This window comes from Methylobacterium aquaticum (assembly GCF_001043915.1).
Taxonomy (GTDB): Bacteria; Pseudomonadota; Alphaproteobacteria; order Rhizobiales; family Beijerinckiaceae; genus Methylobacterium; species Methylobacterium aquaticum.
Map to the genome: position 1 here is coordinate 1 of NZ_LABX01000012.1, position 15,598 is coordinate 15,598.

25 protein-coding genes are annotated in these 15,598 nt (G+C 68.5%); 23 read left to right on the forward strand and 2 right to left on the reverse strand.

Annotated features, from left to right (window positions below; genetic code table 11):
- The 6 genes from VP06_RS01495 to nusG form a co-directional block, all read left to right on the forward strand.
- The coding region (locus VP06_RS01495) for a hypothetical protein (RefSeq protein ID WP_210168114.1) at window positions 1-621 on the forward strand (621 nt) is incomplete at its 5' end.
- Window positions 622-646: 25 nt separating this feature from the next.
- Window positions 647-1,183 (forward strand): hypothetical protein, encoded by a 537-nt coding sequence (locus VP06_RS01500; RefSeq protein WP_053081484.1) that lies wholly within the window; start codon window positions 647-649, stop codon window positions 1,181-1,183.
- Window positions 1,184-1,254: 71 nt separating this feature from the next.
- Complete coding sequence (locus VP06_RS01505; RefSeq protein WP_082167093.1) at window positions 1,255-1,689, forward strand: Ros/MucR family transcriptional regulator; 435 nt, start codon at window positions 1,255-1,257, stop codon at window positions 1,687-1,689.
- Between the two features lie 150 nt (window positions 1,690-1,839).
- Window positions 1,840-2,484 (forward strand): hypothetical protein, encoded by a 645-nt coding sequence (locus VP06_RS35830; protein ID WP_156295405.1) that lies wholly within the window; start codon window positions 1,840-1,842, stop codon window positions 2,482-2,484.
- A 53-nt stretch (window positions 2,485-2,537) separates the two neighbouring features.
- Window positions 2,538-2,801, forward strand: a complete 264-nt coding sequence (locus VP06_RS01510; RefSeq protein ID WP_048462063.1) for a hypothetical protein — start codon at window positions 2,538-2,540, stop codon at window positions 2,799-2,801.
- On the forward strand, window positions 2,801-3,502 hold the full coding sequence (gene nusG, locus VP06_RS34265; protein WP_082167094.1) for a transcription termination/antitermination protein NusG: 702 nt from the start codon (window positions 2,801-2,803) through the stop codon (window positions 3,500-3,502). Before VP06_RS01510 ends, nusG begins: the two co-directional genes overlap by 1 nt.
- A 162-nt stretch (window positions 3,503-3,664) precedes the next feature.
- On the opposite strand, the gene VP06_RS01520 is transcribed toward nusG, so the two are convergent.
- Complete coding sequence (locus tag VP06_RS01520; RefSeq protein WP_048462064.1) at window positions 3,665-3,862, reverse strand: hypothetical protein; 198 nt, start codon at window positions 3,860-3,862, stop codon at window positions 3,665-3,667.
- A 212-nt stretch (window positions 3,863-4,074) separates the two neighbouring features.
- Between VP06_RS01520 and VP06_RS01525 the strand changes: the two genes are divergently transcribed.
- The 9 genes from VP06_RS01525 (at window position 4,075) to VP06_RS01565 (ending at window position 11,401) form a co-directional block, all read left to right on the forward strand.
- A complete protein-coding gene (locus VP06_RS01525; protein ID WP_197093103.1) occupies window positions 4,075-4,431 on the forward strand; it encodes an HNH endonuclease in 357 nt (118 codons plus the stop codon).
- 126 nt (window positions 4,432-4,557) lie between these two features.
- Entirely contained in the window at window positions 4,558-4,986 is a 429-nt protein-coding gene (locus VP06_RS33570; protein ID WP_053081485.1) for a hypothetical protein, read from the forward strand.
- Window positions 4,986-6,674 (forward strand): terminase large subunit, encoded by a 1,689-nt coding sequence (locus VP06_RS01535; RefSeq protein ID WP_048462066.1) that lies wholly within the window; start codon window positions 4,986-4,988, stop codon window positions 6,672-6,674. Before VP06_RS33570 ends, VP06_RS01535 begins: the two co-directional genes overlap by 1 nt.
- 5 nt (window positions 6,675-6,679) lie before the next feature.
- Window positions 6,680-7,978: a phage portal protein gene (locus tag VP06_RS01540; RefSeq protein ID WP_048462067.1), complete on the forward strand. Its 1,299-nt coding sequence runs from the start codon at window positions 6,680-6,682 to the stop codon at window positions 7,976-7,978.
- Between the two features lie 2 nt (window positions 7,979-7,980).
- Entirely contained in the window at window positions 7,981-8,703 is a 723-nt protein-coding gene (locus VP06_RS01545; protein WP_197093102.1) for an HK97 family phage prohead protease, read from the forward strand.
- 11 nt (window positions 8,704-8,714) lie between these two features.
- Window positions 8,715-10,001: a phage major capsid protein gene (locus tag VP06_RS01550; RefSeq protein WP_082167095.1), complete on the forward strand. Its 1,287-nt coding sequence runs from the start codon at window positions 8,715-8,717 to the stop codon at window positions 9,999-10,001.
- Window positions 10,002-10,009: 8 nt separating this feature from the next.
- Window positions 10,010-10,303 carry a hypothetical protein gene (locus VP06_RS01555; RefSeq protein WP_156295407.1) on the forward strand — a complete coding sequence of 98 codons (294 nt, stop codon included), beginning with the start codon at window positions 10,010-10,012 and terminating at the stop codon, window positions 10,301-10,303.
- Between the two features lie 35 nt (window positions 10,304-10,338).
- Complete coding sequence (locus VP06_RS01560) at window positions 10,339-10,755, forward strand: hypothetical protein (RefSeq protein ID WP_053081486.1); 417 nt, start codon at window positions 10,339-10,341, stop codon at window positions 10,753-10,755.
- A gap of 55 nt (window positions 10,756-10,810) precedes the next feature.
- The gene (locus VP06_RS01565) at window positions 10,811-11,401 is read left to right on the forward strand and encodes a hypothetical protein (protein ID WP_048462069.1); all 591 of its coding nucleotides are present in this window, start codon (window positions 10,811-10,813) and stop codon (window positions 11,399-11,401) included.
- Window positions 11,402-12,089: 688 nt separating this feature from the next.
- Here the strand turns inward: VP06_RS01565 and VP06_RS37780 are convergent.
- Window positions 12,090-12,368, reverse strand: a complete 279-nt coding sequence (locus VP06_RS37780) for a hypothetical protein (protein WP_048462070.1) — start codon at window positions 12,366-12,368, stop codon at window positions 12,090-12,092.
- Between the two features lie 27 nt (window positions 12,369-12,395).
- Here VP06_RS37780 and VP06_RS33575 point away from each other — a divergent pair, with 27 nt between their 5' ends.
- The 8 genes from VP06_RS33575 to VP06_RS38480 all read left to right on the forward strand — a co-directional run bounded on the left by VP06_RS33575 (window position 12,396) and on the right by VP06_RS38480 (window position 15,570).
- Entirely contained in the window at window positions 12,396-12,956 is a 561-nt protein-coding gene (locus tag VP06_RS33575) for a head-tail connector protein (RefSeq protein ID WP_053081487.1), read from the forward strand.
- Window positions 12,956-13,300: a head-tail adaptor protein gene (locus VP06_RS01580; protein WP_048462083.1), complete on the forward strand. Its 345-nt coding sequence runs from the start codon at window positions 12,956-12,958 to the stop codon at window positions 13,298-13,300. Before VP06_RS33575 ends, VP06_RS01580 begins: the two co-directional genes overlap by 1 nt.
- A gap of 1 nt (window position 13,301) precedes the next feature.
- Entirely contained in the window at window positions 13,302-13,862 is a 561-nt protein-coding gene (locus VP06_RS01585; protein ID WP_048462071.1) for a hypothetical protein, read from the forward strand.
- Between the two features lie 86 nt (window positions 13,863-13,948).
- A complete protein-coding gene (locus VP06_RS35835; protein WP_156295408.1) occupies window positions 13,949-14,119 on the forward strand; it encodes a hypothetical protein in 171 nt (56 codons plus the stop codon).
- Entirely contained in the window at window positions 14,116-14,574 is a 459-nt protein-coding gene (locus tag VP06_RS01590; protein ID WP_048462072.1) for a DUF3168 domain-containing protein, read from the forward strand. The genes VP06_RS35835 and VP06_RS01590 overlap by 4 nt, the downstream gene beginning before the upstream one ends.
- 2 nt (window positions 14,575-14,576) lie before the next feature.
- A complete protein-coding gene (locus tag VP06_RS01595) occupies window positions 14,577-15,014 on the forward strand; it encodes a phage tail tube protein (protein ID WP_048462073.1) in 438 nt (145 codons plus the stop codon).
- Window positions 15,011-15,436, forward strand: a complete 426-nt coding sequence (locus tag VP06_RS01600; protein WP_048462074.1) for a gene transfer agent family protein — start codon at window positions 15,011-15,013, stop codon at window positions 15,434-15,436. Before VP06_RS01595 ends, VP06_RS01600 begins: the two co-directional genes overlap by 4 nt.
- Before the next feature lie 5 nt (window positions 15,437-15,441).
- Window positions 15,442-15,570, forward strand: a complete 129-nt coding sequence (locus tag VP06_RS38480; RefSeq protein WP_280950152.1) for a hypothetical protein — start codon at window positions 15,442-15,444, stop codon at window positions 15,568-15,570.
- Window positions 15,571-15,598: the final 28 nt, after the last annotated feature.

Genomic DNA, 15,598 nt, shown 5'->3' on the forward strand with positions numbered 1-15,598 from the left:
GTGGGGGCACAGTTCCCTGGGGGTGGGGGCATAAAGTCCCCCCTCACTACGTTTGAACCAACACTGAACCAACAGAGGAACCAACATAAGAACCTGCGTGCAGGCGGGTGCGCCGACGCGCAGCCCGCACAGCCGGCCCCGGACGACAGCTGGCCCGACGATTTCTGGGCCCGGTTCCAGGACGCCTATCCGCACCTGACCCGGATGCGGGCCACCCATGAGCTGCTGCGCCGGATCCGGACCGAGGGCGAGACCTCGTTCCAGGACGTGCTCGACGGCATCGCCGCGTACATCGCCAGCAAGCCCCCCGAGCGGCAGTGGCTCGGCTCCGACACGTTCCTGATGGATCGCCGCTACGAGGATCGGCCGGCCGCGTATCGCGGCAGGGACGGGCCCCTGATGGGACAGGCCGGCCGCTTGGCCGAGCTCGCCGAATCGTTCCGTGACCCGTCCCGAGGCAATTCCGATGACCCTTCCGGTAAGCAGCAACGCCCGACATCTGGTTACGGGCAACGAGCGCGTAGCAACGGCGCTGCGGGTGTGTCATGGACGACTGGAGACGGCAAAGAACCTCCCGCTGAGATATTGCTTATCGCAGAGCCACGCTCCTACCGAAGGTGAGCGCAGGGCCTTCCGCGACTGGCGCATGGTCTTGTTGCAGGCGCTCAAACCCTGCGACGACCCGCTCAAGGTCGAGGCCGTCGTCAGCAAGCTCCTGCTGGGCATGGAGGGCAAGGGCGCCAGCGTCGTCGGGACCGCCGCCCTGAATCGCGAATACGTCGACGCGCTCGAAGGCCTGCCCCTCTGGGCCATCATCGAGGCGGCCGACCGCTTCCGCCGCGCCGAGACCATCCTGCCGCGGCAGTCGCGCTGGAGGCCGAACCCGCCCGAGTTCGTCGAGGAGACCCGGGCCGGCCTTGCCGAGATCCGCGAGACCCAGATCCGCCTGCGAGACGTGCTCGAGGCGGAGGTCGTGCCCGATCCCGACCCGGAGCGCGAGGCGGCGGTACGCAAGGTCGCCGCCGAGGCCATCGCCCGCCGCGCCGCCGAGGTGAAGGCCACGCTGCAGGGCGAGCACCAGGCCAGCCAGACGGAGGTCGCGGCGACGCTCGGCGGCCCGCCGCTCGCCCCCAACTCGCTGAGCCCGACGGCGCTCGCGAAGTACCGCCGACCCGCCGCCTGATCCACGAATCCCGCCACCGCGGGCCACCCTCCCCCGCAGAGGGGGGGGATCCAACCACCAGGAGCAACCCGATGAACGACCAGACCCTCACCCTCGCCGTCGATGCCAGCAAGCCCTTGATGATCGGCTACGCCGCCGCGATCGTCTCGGCCTACGTTTCGAACAACTCGGTCCCGGTCGCAGATCTGCCCGGGCTGATCGCCTCGACCCACGCGGCGCTGGTGGGGCTCGGGGCGCCGGCGGAACCCGAGGTGGTCCGTCCCGAGCCGCCGGTCCCGATCCGCAAGACCGTGACGCCCGACTACCTGGTCAGTCTGGAGGACGGGAAGCGGTACAAGACCCTCCGCCGCCACCTCGCCGGGCGTGGGCTTACTCCTGACGAATACCGTCGCAAGTGGTCTCTGCCCGCAGATTACCCCATGGTGGCCGAGAATTACGCCAAGCAGCGTTCAGATCTGGCGAAATCGTCTGGTCTCGGTAGGGCCCGCCTCAAGGCTGTTGCTTGAGGATCGACCCTCAAGCCCTCGCACCCATGAGGGGTTAATCACTTCAGGATGCGGGTGAGGTTGTTAGGGATGTGTGCTACTGTACTTAAGTCGGCTCGACAGAACGGTTGCAACATTCCGTCGAGCCTAACCCGCATCATGGAGACACCCATGACACAGGCTGATCGTTCGTCTACCACGCCGCTCGCGCGCCGTCCCGCCATTGAACCGGGACAGCGCTTCGGACGGCTCGTTGCTCTGGAGCGGTCGTTCGTGCCCGGTCGCCACGCGGTTTGGCGGTTCACCTGCGACTGCGGAAATAACTGCACTGCCCGCATAGAGCACGTCCGTGCAGGACGCACGACAAGCTGCGGCTGCGTCAGACGCGAACTGAACGCGACGCACGGCATGTCTCATCTGCCGGAGTACGAGTGCTGGAATAACATGCTCAACAGGTGCTTGGATCAAGATCATCCGAGTTTCAAGAACTACGGGGGGCGAGGCATTACCGTTTGCCGCAGATGGGCAGGCTCGTTCGAGGCGTTTTACGAGGATGTCGGACAGCGGCCTTCTGTCGAGCATTCCCTGGATCGCATCAATAACGAGCGCGGTTACGAGCCGGGTAATGTCCGCTGGGCCACCCGCCGGGAGCAGATGCGGAACTTCAGGGGCAACCACGTCGTCCGCATCAACGGCGAGAGCATGCCGCTGGTGGAAGCCTGCGAGCGCACCGGCGTGCCGTACGACATTGCTCGCGGGCGGCTGCGACAGGGGTGGAGCGTCGCCCGCGCCCTGAACCTGCCGACGAACCCCTAACACCCGGCCGGCGCTTCGGTGCCGGCCTCATCCTGCAGCGTGTGAGGTGCGTCATGGTCGTGCTGTTCTGGACGAGCACAATCCCGGTCGGGAACGGGCGGATGCTGGCCTTCCCGATCGGTGTCCCCGACGAAGACCTCGACGCCTTCGGCGAACGCCTGGCGCGCGAGGGCGGCGTGATGGTCGACCGCCTGTGGCTCGAGCCGCGCGACGACGGCTATGCCTACATCACCCGCACCGAGCGCCTGTTCATCTCCATCGCCGGCACGATCACCGTCCGGGACAACAACAGCCCCGTGCGCCTGGAGGTCGAGTGATGTCGACCCGCAGCGCCAAGACCCGCCTCAACGCCAAGCGCCGCCGCCGCGAGGAGCGCAGGCGCTCGGCCGAGCATGCCGCGCAGGGGCACCGCGACCAGACCGCCAAGGAGCGGGCCGAGCGGCGGGAGCGGGCGAAGGCGGACGAGGAGGCGTACATGGCCGGCCGGCGCTGGCATCTGGTCGATGCCCGGGTGGGTAAGGCGAAGGCGCTCGGGAATGCACTGGCGGCGAGCGAGATCCCGTCGCTGCGCTTGTCCGAGGACGTGGTGCAGATCCGGTCGGGACGGGCCATTCGCACCCGCATGCCGCTCTTCAACCAGCTGCTGTTCGTCGGGCTGGCGCCCGGGGACGATCCCCACAGGCTGCGGGAGAAGTTCGACATCGAGATGCAGGGCGTGCGCTTCAAGAACGAAAAGTACGAACAGGTCACCGCACAAGAACTGGATACGTTCACGGGCGCGCTGGGCGGCTCGATCCCGCGGGACGAGAAGCGCAAGAAAGGCGGAGGCCGGGCCGAGGACTACGAGGTGGGTGAGACGGTTCGGGTGAAGGATGGGCCGTTCGCTTCATTCAGTGCTGTGATCGAGGAAATTGACTCTGAGTCACAGCACCTGAAAGTCAGTGTCAATATTTTTGGGCGGGCGACACCTGTGGCGCTAGAAGTCGGACAGGTGGAAAGGGTGCGGAATGCGGCTTGACTCTGGGGTAGAAGAGATCATATGCATGCACCGGGTCGTTCGCGACCAAGGATACCCACCGTGTGACCTGCCCTGCGGGGATGTGTGTTGCGCCTGTGGACCCGGCTCCCGAGTAGATCAGGGGGTGGTGAGGGAGGCTTGTGTCCTTCCCAAGGTGGGGACTTACGCCCCCGGTCCGAAGACCTTCATCTGCTCCCGGTTCACCTCGGGGTGGCTGTTCCACTCCTCGCACCAAATCCGGGCTTCCAGTTCGGTGTAGAAGGCGCCCTCCACCTCCCAGTTCAGGTCCCGGTTCTTCACCAGCCACTCGGCGCCAGTGTTGTTGGTGGGGTTCTGCTTGGTGGCCTTGGTCTTGGTCATCTGTGTCTCTCCTCTGTCTGTGTTTATGTTGTACTTCGCGTTGCTAGTGTCGTCAACAGTAAAAGCGCAGCATATGCGAAGTATTTGCACGTTGGTTACAGAACAGAGCAAATGACAGATCCTTGGTGGGCGATCTTCGGTATGATGCTGGCTGTGTTTTTGTGCGGCATCGCAGTGGGCGCTGCGGCTGCCCGGGTATATGGGTGCCTGTAGTGCCTCGCCTGTCTCGCCTGCCCTCGCGGCTGCGCACCCTCGACAGCCGATTGCTCCGGGCCCCCGAGCCCGAGCACGGCCAGACCGCCAGCCAGCGCTACAACGCCCAACGCCGCCGGGACAGCGAGACCGCCCGCCTCTACAGCACCAGGCGGTGGCAGGCCCTCAGGGCCGACCAGCTGACCCGGGAGCCCCTGTGCCGGATGTGCATGGCCGAGGACCGCGTCACCGCCGCCGTCGTATGCGACCACGTCGAACCCCACCGTGGGGATGTCACCAAGTTCTGGGCCGGGCCCTTCCAGTCCCTCTGCAAGCGTCACCATGACAGCGACAAGCAGCGAGATGAGAGAGGTTGAGCCAGGTGAAGGTGATCCCCCCTGGTAGGGGGGTCATAAGTCGCCAGAGTTTTCGGATGAAGGGCGGTTGTTCTCCCATCCGCGCACTTTTTTCCGCCCCCAAAAATCTCATGGTGAGTGCCTGCCATGGCCGAAAATGACGGCCGTCCCGAACCGAAGCGCCGTGGCCGCCCGAGCTACAAGCCGACGCTAGAAGCGCGCGAGACGGTCGAGCAGATGAAGTTCTGCGGCGAGTCCGACAATGTGATCGCCCGCGCTCTGCAGATCGACCCAGATACGCTGCGCAAGCACTTCGCCGACGAGCTTCAGGACGGCCATGCGCATCGCCGCCGAGAGGTCATCGGCCTGCTGTTCCGCTCTGCCCGGGATGGCAACGTCTCGGCGCAGAAGCACCTCGAGGGGATCGGTCGGGCATCGGGTGCGGCGGAGGCGCTGGAGCGCCGTGGCGACAAGGCGCCGAAGCTCGGGAAGAAGGAAGAGCGGCAGCTGGCCGCCGAGGGCGTGGCGGGTCGATTCGCGCCGCCGCTTCCGCCCAAGCTGATCGTCAGCAACTGATGGAGTGGACCACCGCCTGCCCGGATTGGGCGGAGCGCATCGTGCAGCGCCGCTCGCTGGTGCCGTTCGATCCGCTGTTCCCGGACGAGGCCGAGGCGGCGCTGGCGGTCTTCAAGTCGCTGCGGGTCGTTGACCTACCGGGCCAGCCGACCTTCGGCGAGGTCTGCGAGGAGTGGGTCTTCGACTTCGTCCGGGCCATCTTCGGCGCCTACGATGCCGGAGCGGCCCGCCGGCTGATCCGCGACTTCTTCCTGCTGATCGCCAAGAAAAACGGCAAGAGCACCATCGCGGCGGGCATCATGCTCACCGCCCTGATCCGCAACTGGCGGCACTCGGCCGAACTCCTGATCCTTGCGCCCACGCTCGAGATCGCGAAGAACAGCTACGGCCCCGCCGCCGAGATGGTGCGGGCCGATCCTGAGCTCTCGAATCTGCTGCACATCCAAGACAACCTCCGGCAGATCACGCACCGCATCACCCGGGCGACCCTGAAGGTGGTAGCGGCCGACACCGACAGCGTCGGCGGCAAGAAGGCCGCCTTCGTCCTGATCGACGAGCTCTGGATCTTCGGGAAGCGGGCCAACGCCAACGCGATGCTCCAGGAGGCGACGGGCGGCTTGGTGTCCCGGCCCGAGGGCTTCGTGATCTACCTCTCGACGCAGTCGGACGAGCCGCCGGCCGGGGTGTTCAAGGAGAAGCTGGACTATTTCCGCGACGTCCGCGACGGCAAGGTGCAGGACCGAAAAAGCCTCGGAGTCCTCTACGAGTTCCCGGAGGAGATGGTCGAGCGCAAGGCCTACCTCGACCCGAAGTGGTGGTTCGTCTCCAACCCCAACATCGACCGTTCGGTGAGCCGCGAGTGGCTGCAGGACAAGCTGATCGAGGCGCAGCGCGGCGACGGCGGATCGCTGCGTACCCACCTCGCCAAGCACCTCAACGTCGAGATCGGTCTGGCCCTGCGCGCGAATCGCTGGCCCGGCGCCGAGTTCTGGGAAGCGGCCGGCCGCGGCATCACGCTGGACGACCTGCTCGCCCGGTCCGAGGTCGTGGTGGTTGGGATCGACGGTGGCGGCCTCGACGACCTCCTCGGCCTTGCGGTTCTCGGCCGATGCGCCAAGACCCGCCGGTGGCTGCTCTGGTGCCACGCCTGGGCGCACCCGATCGTGCTGGAGCGCCGCAAGGAGATCGCGCCGCGGCTGCGCGACTTCGAGAAGGCCGGCAGCCTGACGATGGTCGAGCGGCCCGGTGACGACGTCGCCGAGGTGGCGGCCATCGTGGCGCGGATCCGCGATGCCAACGTGCTCGCCTCCGGCCCGGCAATCGCCGTCGATTCGGTCGGCATCGTCGACATCGTGGACGAGCTGACGAGCGAGGCGGTCGGCTTCGAGATCGAGCGCATCGTCGCCGTCTCGCAGGGCTACCGGCTGAACGGCGCGATCAAGACCACCGAGCGCAAAGTCGCCGGCGGCGAGCTCGAGCACGATGGCTCGGCGATGATGGCTTGGTGCGTGGGCAACGCGAAGGCCGAGGCCCGCGGCAACGCGATCCTGGTGACGAAGCAGGCGGCCGGCACCGCGAAGATCGACCCGCTGATGGCAACCTTCAACGCGGTGACCTTGATGGCGACGAACCCGGCAGCCGAGCAGATGGCGCTCGGCGACTTCCTCAAGAATCCGATCTGGGCTTGATCAGGATGAGCGTCGGGGGCGCGCTGCGGCGCTGGGTCGGGCTCGAACGGAAATCGCGGTCGCTGTCCATCACGGACGCGCGCGATGCCGGCACCTGGGGGCGGATCCTCGGCTTCGGCGAGAGCGCTTCCGGCAAGACGGTGACCGTCGACGCTGCGATGCAGATCGCGACCGTGTGGGCGTGCGTGCGGCTGCTGTCAGAGACGATCGCGACCCTGCCGCTGGTCGTCTACCGCCGGGAGGACAACGACAGCCGGGTCGTGGCGAGGGATCACCCGCTTTCGACGCTGCTGCGGGTCTCTCCCGACGGCGAGCACACCGCGGTCGAGTTCGTCGAGGGGCTGGTCCTGTCGCTGTGCCTGAACGGGAACAGCTACGCGGAGAAGGTGCGCAGCGCCAACGGCCGGCTCGTCTCGCTCCAGCCGATGATGTTCGACCGGACCAGCGTGCGCCGGAACGAGGCCGGCGCGCTGGAATACCGCTACAACGACCCGGTCGAGCGCCGGACCCGCCTGCTGCGCGAGGAGGACGTGTTCCACGTCCGCGGGTTCGGCAACGCCGGGTATCTCGGGCTGTCCCCCATCGCCTTCGCCCGCCAGACCCTCGGTGCGTCGATCGCGGCCGACGAGGCGGCGGGCAAGCTCTTCGCCAACGGCACGCGCCCGAGCGGCGTGCTCGAGGTCTCCCAGGTGCTGAAGGCCGAGCAGCGCAAGGATCTGCGGGAGAACATCGTGGCGCCCCTGGCGGGCTCGCAGAACGCCGGCGGCGTCTTCGTGCTCGAGGGCGGCATGAAGTTCACGCCGATCAGCCTCAACCCGGACGACGCTCAGCTGCTTGAGACCCGGCGCTGGCACGTCGAGGAGATCTGCCGCTGGTTCATGGTGCCGCCGATCCTCGTCGGGCATGCGGCGCAGGGACAGACGATGTGGGGCTCGGGCGTCGAGCAGATCAACCTCGGCTGGCTGTCGACCGGGCTCCGCAACTGGCTGAACCGCATCGAGGCGGCGATCCTGCTGCGGCTGTTCCAGCCCGGCGAGCGCGGCCGGTACTACGCCGAGTTCAACATCGACGGGCTGCTGCGCGCTGACAGCAAGACGCGGACCGACCTGCTCGCCCGCCGCGTCCAGAACGGCCTCATGAACCGCAACGAGGCCCGCCGCCTCGACAACCTCCCCCCCTACGAGGGGGGCGACGCCTACACGGTGCAGTCCAACCTCATGCCGATCGACCTGCTGGGCAAGGTCGCGGTGCAGCCCACCGAGAAGCCGATCGGGGGCCAGGACGGGGTCCATCAGGAGCAATGACCATGCGAACCGCCCTCGCGGCCCCGCGCCTGGAGCGCAAGAAGGCCTCGCTGAAGATCCGGGATTTCGGCCTCGCCGTGAAGGCCGTGAACGACGACGGCACCTTCTCCGGCTACGGCTCGGTCTTCGGCAACGAGGACAGCTACGGCGAGATCGTCGCGCCCGGCGCATTCGCCGAGAGCCTGGCCGAGATCGCCGCCAAGGGCCGGCCGGTCCCGGTCCTCTGGCAGCACCGCAGCGACCAGCCCATCGGCGTCTACTCCTCGCTGAAGGAGGACGAGCACGGGCTGTACGTCGAGGGCATGCTGCTCAAGGAGGCGGTGCGCCAGGCGGCCGAGTCCTACGCGCTGATGAAGGCGGGGGCCGTCTCGGGCCTCTCCATCGGCTACTACGTCCGGCAGTCCTCGTTCGACGAGAAGACCGGCACGCGCACCCTTCTCAAGCTGGATCTCGTCGAGATCAGCCTCGTGACCTTCCCCGCGAACGACGAGGCGCGGGTCGATGCGGTCAAGTCCAAGATTGCGCACGGCGAACTGCCGTCGCTGAACGAATTCGAGCGGTTCCTGCGCGAGGCAGGCTTCTCGAAGACCAAGGCCGCCGTGATCGCCAATCGCGGCCTTGCGCACCTGCTCCGGAGTGAGTCCGCGGGCGACGAGGCGAACGAACCCGAGGCCGTGAAGTCGCTCGTGGGAGCGCTGTCCGGCTTCTCTCTTTCGAACATCTGAGGACTCACACGATGAGCCACCACGACACCCGCCTGACGGCGGCACACCGCGAGTTCGGCCGCAAGGACGCGGGCGGCGGCGGGTCGGACCCGTCCATCCAGGCCGTTCAGGGCGAGATGGCCCGGATCCTCAACGAGGTGAAGGGCTTCGCCGAGCGCGCCGGCGCCGAGGTCAAGGCCAACGGCGACCTCACCAAGGCGACCAAGGAGAAGGTCGACGAGGCGCTGCTGAAGTTCGGCGAGACCGCCACCAAGCTGCAGGAGGCCGGCGACCGCCTCACCGACATCGAGCAGAAGCTGGCGCGCCGCGGCAGCCCGGAGGCGCCGGACGGCCCGCGCACGCTCGGCCAGGCGGTGATCGAGAGCGACACGTTCAAGTCGGGCGGCATGACCTCCGGCTCGCGCATGTCCCTGCGCGTGAAGCTCGATCGCAAGGACATCACCAGCGCCAACGCGACCGTCGGCACCGGCCGCAGCCCGGGCACCTCGCTCACCCCGTCGGATCGCCAGCCCGGCATCGTCACCCCGCCCCAGCGCCGGATGACGATCCGCGACCTGCTGATGCCGGGCGAGACCTCGGCGGGCAACATCGAGTACGTCGTCGAGACCGGCTACACCAACAACGCCGGCATGGTCGCCGAGACCACCACGAAGCCCAAGTCGGACATCACGTTCGATCTGCGGAACGCGCCGGTGCGGACCCTGGCGCACATCTTCAAGGCCTCGCGCCAGATCATGGACGACGCACCCGCGCTTCGCTCCTACATCGACGGGCGCGCCCGCTACGGCCTGACCTTCAAGGAGGAGGTCCAGCTGCTGAACGGCGACGGCACCGGCCAGAACCTGTTCGGCCTCCAGACCCAGGCGACCGCCTACAACCCGCCGACCGGCGTGCCGACCACGGGCCTCACGCAGATCGACAAGCTGCGCATCGCGGTGCTGCAGGTGATCCTCGCCGAGTATCCGGCCTCAGCCTTCGTCCTCAACCCGATCGACTGGACGACGATCGAGCTGACCAAGGACGGTATGGGCCGCTACATCGTCGGCGACCCGCAGGACGGCACCGCGCCGCGCCTCTGGAACCTGCCGGTGGTCGCGACCCAGGCGCAGGCGCAGGGGCGGTTCCTCACCGGCGCCTTCGACATGGCGGCCCAGATCTTCGATCGCATGGAACTCGAGGTGCTGCTGTCGACCGAGAACGTCGATGACTTCGAGCGCAACATGATGACGCTGCGCGCCGAGGAGCGCCTGGCGCTCTGCGTCTACCGCCCCGAGGCCTTCGTCACCGGCACGCTCTGATCGGCGCCGTGACGATCACCATTAACGACCGGCGGCGGGAACCTGCCGCCGGACCCGCAACCGCAGGAGTGCGCGACATGGGTTCGGACAGCGATCACGTCCTCGTCAAGGCCACGCGGCCGTTCGTGGGGGACGAGGGGTTCAAGGATGAGCGCAGCGAGCCGTTCAAGGTGCACCGGCGCCGGCTGGCCGAACTCAAGGCCAACGGGCTCGCCGAGGAGCACGTCGAGGAGCCGGCCGCCAAAAGCGCGCCGCCCCCCGAGAACAAGATGGCCCCTGCGCCCGCCAATAAGGCGAAGTAACCCCCCGCCTTCATCTAACATCGGAGTTTCAAGCCATGAAGCGGCTGCTTCTCGGCGCGCTCGCGCTCGCCTTCATCACGACCGGCGCGGCCTGGGCGCAGTCGCCCGCCATCCTCCGCCCGCCCAGCGGCATCGCCCTCGACGACGGCGTGAAGACGGCCGCGGCGACTGCCGGCGCCGCGACGCTCAACAAGCTCTCGGGCAAGATCACCACCGAGGCGCTGACCACAGCGGCGGGGGCGACCTACACCCTGACGGTGACGAACAGCACCGTGGCGGCGGCCGACATCGTGCTGGCCTCGTTCACGAACGGCACCAACTCGGCCGGCTCACCGCACATCCAGCGGATCGCCCCCGGCGCCGGCAGCATCGTGTTCACGCTGCGTAACAGCGATGCTGCCGCGGCCCTGAACGGCACGCTGGTGGTGTCCTTCGTCGTCATCAAGAACTGAACCAGATCGGGGCGCAGCCATGCGTGGGAGCTCTCTTCGTAGCGGGCTGCTGGCGTTGGCGCTCGCCCTGGCGATCCCGGCCGCGGCCCAGGCGCCGACCAACGCCTACCAGCCGTTCCAGCAGCCGACCGGCGCGCAGGTGCCGCCGGTGGTCATCCTGTGCGCAACCGGCACGAACCGGGACGCCCTACCGTGCGGCAGTCTCGCCGCGCCGCTGAACGTGATGAGCGCGCCGTTCGTCCGGGCGTCGCGCTCTCCGTTCATCCTGCCGGCGACGACCACGCCGCAGCAGTACATGGTCACCCAGCCGACGGGTTCGACGACCTATCGGGGCTACAACCCCTGCGCCAACGCGGACGTGCGGGTCATGTCCGTAGCGCCGCTGGAACCGATCGTGACGCAACCGGTCACGGTCAACGGCAAGACGCTCCCAGGCGTGCTGCTGGTAACCTCGCGGACCGAGGTCATTGACGAGTTCTCTGGCACTCGGCTCGGCCGTGGCCCGGAGACCCTGGGCAGCGCCGCCAACCCGAATGGTGGGCAGGACCGGATCATCTCCATCATGCTCGTGCCGATCCCGGGGTATCCGGCCGATCTGACCGGTGTGACGTGCCTGTACGAGCACATGTACGGACGGGGGTCGTAATGCGCGCGACTGCGACGGTCCTCGCTGCTGGCCTGCTGCTGGCCTCTCCGGCCCTGGCCCGGATGCCGGGACCGATGGGCATCCCTGGTGAGCCTGGAGCCAAGGGCGATCCGGGACCGAAGGGTGACGCCGGCCCGCAGGGTGCAGCAGGACCAAGGGGAGCAGACGGTGCACAAGGACAGCCTGGCGCGACCGGCGCGGCCGGCAAGGATGGCGCCCTGGGCGCCATCGGACCGGCCGGCCCCACCGGCAGCCAGGGCACAGCAGGAGCAACGGGCGCGACTGGTGCACAGGGACTGAAGGGGGACAGGGGCGATGCTGGGGCGGTGGGTGCCACGGGTCCGAAAGGCGATGCAGGCCCCGCGGGCGCGCAAGGCCCGGCCGGAGCAGCGGGAGCGACAGGGGCGACTGGTCCGGCTGGACCCACAGGCGCACCCGGTGCAGCCGGTGCGCCAGGAGCAGCCGGCGCGGCTGGGGCGACTGGAGCCACCGGGCCTGCCGGTGCCACGGGCGCAACCGGAGCACAAGGTGCTGCGGGTCAGGTCGGCGCGCAGGGAGCAACCGGGCCGGCAGGAGCGACCGGTGCTGCAGGCGCCACAGGTTCGCAGGGACCGGCAGGTGCGGCAGGACCCACGGGGGCAACGGGCGCCTCAGGGGCAACCGGCCCCGCCGGCACCGCCGCCCCGATCTACGGCGCCGCCGGGCTGCTGTCCGGCGCGAAGGTCTGGGTCGGCAGCGTGCCGACCGACGCATCGGGCAACTGGAGCGCCGACATCAGCAAGGCGGCCTGCACCGCGGCGCCGATCAGCGTCCAGGCCCAGGCCATCGGCGCGACGCAGAATGCCGCCGATGCCGTCCAGGCTTTCATCACCGCCCGCACCAGCGCCACGGTCACCGGTGCCGTGATCCAGCCCATCACCCTGCTCTCGCTCGGCCTTACCTCGAAGAAGGCGAGTTCGGGCGTCACCGTTCTCGTCGAGGCGATCTGTAACTGATGCCAGTCACCGTCATCACGCCGCCCCAGCCGATCATCACCTGGGCTGAGGCGAGCCGGCACCTGCGCCTCGACGATGGCGACGACCAGCAGCCCTACGTCGAGGGGCTGATCGCCGTCGCGACGGGCTGGCTCGACGGACCGGACGGATGGCTCGGCCGGGCGCTCGGCGAGCAGACGCTCGAGGCCCGATTCGATGCGTGGCCCTGTCCGCTTCGGCTGCCCTTCCCGCCGCTCCTGGCGATCGAGGCCGCCTCCTACGTTGACCCGGACGGCACCACGCAGCAGGTCCCGGTGACCAACGGCCTTCTCGACCTGGGCCCGCCGCCGCGGGTGCGAGGCCGGGATGGCGACGTGACGATCCGCTACCGCGCCGGCTACGCCGAGACCCAGGACGGCGCCAGCACCGTGCCGGCACCGATCCGGCACGCCATCCTCCTGATGGTCAGCCACTACTTCAACAACCGCGACGCCGTCACGGTCACGGCCGCCCAGCCGGCACAACTGCCGCTCGGCGTCGAGACCTTGCTGGCCCCCTTCCGCGTGTGGCGGGTCGGCTGATGGACAGCGGACGCCTCGAGCACCGCGCGAAGTTCATGCGCCAACCGCCGATTCTCGACAGCCAGGGTCAGGACACCGGCGACCGCGGGCCCTACGCTCCCGTCTTCACCCTCTGGGCCAACTTTCGGCCCCAGAGCGTCCGCGAGGCTGCGCAGGGCGGCGCGGCGCAGAACGTCGAGAGCGGCACCCTGACCGTCCGCACGACGACGCAAAGCCGCACGATCACGAACGGCGACCGGGTCACCGTCGAAGGCCGCGACTTCGCGATCGACGGCGTCGGCCTGCCGGACCGGCGCACCGGCCTGATCGCCCTCAACGTCTCCAGCAACCTCGGCGGCGAGTAGCATGGTGGACATCGGCGCGACCTTCGGTGGGCTCTCGCAGGGCTACGCCGCCCTGAACCTGACCGGGGCCGTCCGGGATTTCACGACCAGCCGCGGCGTGCTGTCCGGCCTGCGCCTGATCGACACCGTCGCGGACATCGTCGGGATCGAGCGCATCACCGGCCAAGTGGTGAAGTTCGGCGTGAAGCTGGCGCTGAAGGCGGACAACGCGAGCGAGCAGGCCGCAGCCAACATGGTCGAGCTGATGCGCGGCCGCGTGGCGGTCGACACCGGCCTGCTCCTGTCCGGCATCACCTACGCCCGCGAGGGCGGCATTTGGGCGGTCCGGGCCAGCGCCGACCGCGGCGGCTACGACTACGCCCTGGCGGTCGAGACCGGGCACCGGGCCGGCGGCACAGTCGCGGACGGCGACCTGTTCGCGGACACCACCGGCGCCGGCGGGCGCCAGGTGCGCGATGGTCCCACCGATGTCGAGGCGCAGCCCTTCTTCTACGGCTCGGCGCGCGAGGCACTGTCCGATTGGGCGGGCGAGCTCCGCCGCGCGAGCGAGGAGGGGTTATGACCCTGACGGTTGGCCGGGCTGTTCTCGGTGGGGATGGATCGGTGCTGCGCGGCGCTCCGATGCAAGTTTTCCGAGCGAGGCGTCCGATGGATGTCGCGGCAATCCGCGATGCGATGGTGCAAGCCCGGGCTGCGCTGGTTACGGCTGCCGACGACCAGCCCGACGACCTCGGCAAGCCGGAGCGTGCGCAGGTGCTGGCGCGCCGCGTAGAGGCTCTGACGGCGGCCCTCGCTGAACTGGATCGGGCGCTCGCATGACTGCCCTCTCTCCCATCATCCCATTCCGCGATGCGCTGCGGGCGCACCTGCGCGCCAGCGAGGCGTTCAAGGCGCTCGCCGGCAACCGCATCTTCGACGAGGTGCCGACCCAGAAGCCGGGCGGGCAGACGATCGTCACGCCCTACGCCTACATCGGCCCGATGCGCCATACGCGCCTCGAGATCGGTTGCGGCCGGGCCTGGACCGTGCAGGCGCGCCTCTTCGCCGTCTCGACCGCCAACGGCCGCGCCGAGGCGTGGTCGGTGGTCGACGCCATGACGGAGGCCCTGGACGGCCTTGAGGCGTTCGACCCAGCCCTCGCCGCGCCCTTCACCATGCAAAAGATGATCGAGGTCACTCAGGCCGGCGACGTCATCGACCCGCTGCAGGCGAAGAGTGTGTTCCTCGACCTCACCACCATCATCGCCCGGCCGGGTCCGGGATCGGAGGACTGATCATGGCCGAACCGCAGCTGCTTCCCGGCAACCGCTTCCGGGCCTACCGCAACGTGGGCGGCTCGCCCAAGTTCGTGTGCCTGGCGACCGCCACCACACTGACCCAGACGAACGCCTTTGAGGACGCCACGGTCGCGGATTGCGACGATCCGCTGGCCATCCCGGACCGGAAGAGCGTCAAGACCTCGAAGTCGTGGGGCGGGCGCTTCGCCGGCAGCATGGCGGCTGACCACCTCGCCGAGTTCCAGGCCGACAACGACAGCGAGGACCCGGTCCCCTACGAGTTCCGGATCGACCGGACCGCCCTCCAGGGCGGCGGCAAGTGGACGGGCAATATCTTTGTCGAGAATTTCGAGATCGCCAAGAACAACAACGGCATCGTCACGTTCACGGTGCAGTTCCGCGGCGACGGCCCGCTGACCTGGGTGCCGGCCACGTGAGCCAGACGGATACCTCGCGCACGATGGTCCGCAAGTTCTTTGCGGGCCGCGAGCGCAACTTCCAGCTCCGCCTCGGCGAGATCCACGAGCTCGAACGGAACTGCAGCGCCGGCATCGGCGAGGTCATGGCGCGGCTCGCCACGCACCGCTTCGGCGTCAACGACATCTGGGAGCCGGTGCGGCTCGGGTTGATCGGGGGCGGCGCTTCGGCACTCGAAGCCGACCTCACGGTGCAGACCTACCATCCGCCGCACTACCCGATCGCCGAGTTCCTATCCTTGGCGGTCGAGATCGTGCAGGGCGCGGTGAACGGCGTGCCGCCGGGAAAAGACGAGACGGAGGGGGCGAGCGCCCAAGCCCCGGGGACCTCTCCGTCTTCATCCGCACCGGAGCGGTCGCGGGGTTCACGCCGCAAGAGGTGAAGGGCATGACGATGGCCGAGTTCCACGCGGCCATTGATGGCTTCATTGCCGCGAACAGTCCGGCCGAGCAGGCGCCGACCGAGGACGAGTTCATGCGGGTGCTGGCGGAGGAGATGGCGGCGGGGCGGGCGTAATCAGCGAGCGCGCGAAGGGCGCTTGGGG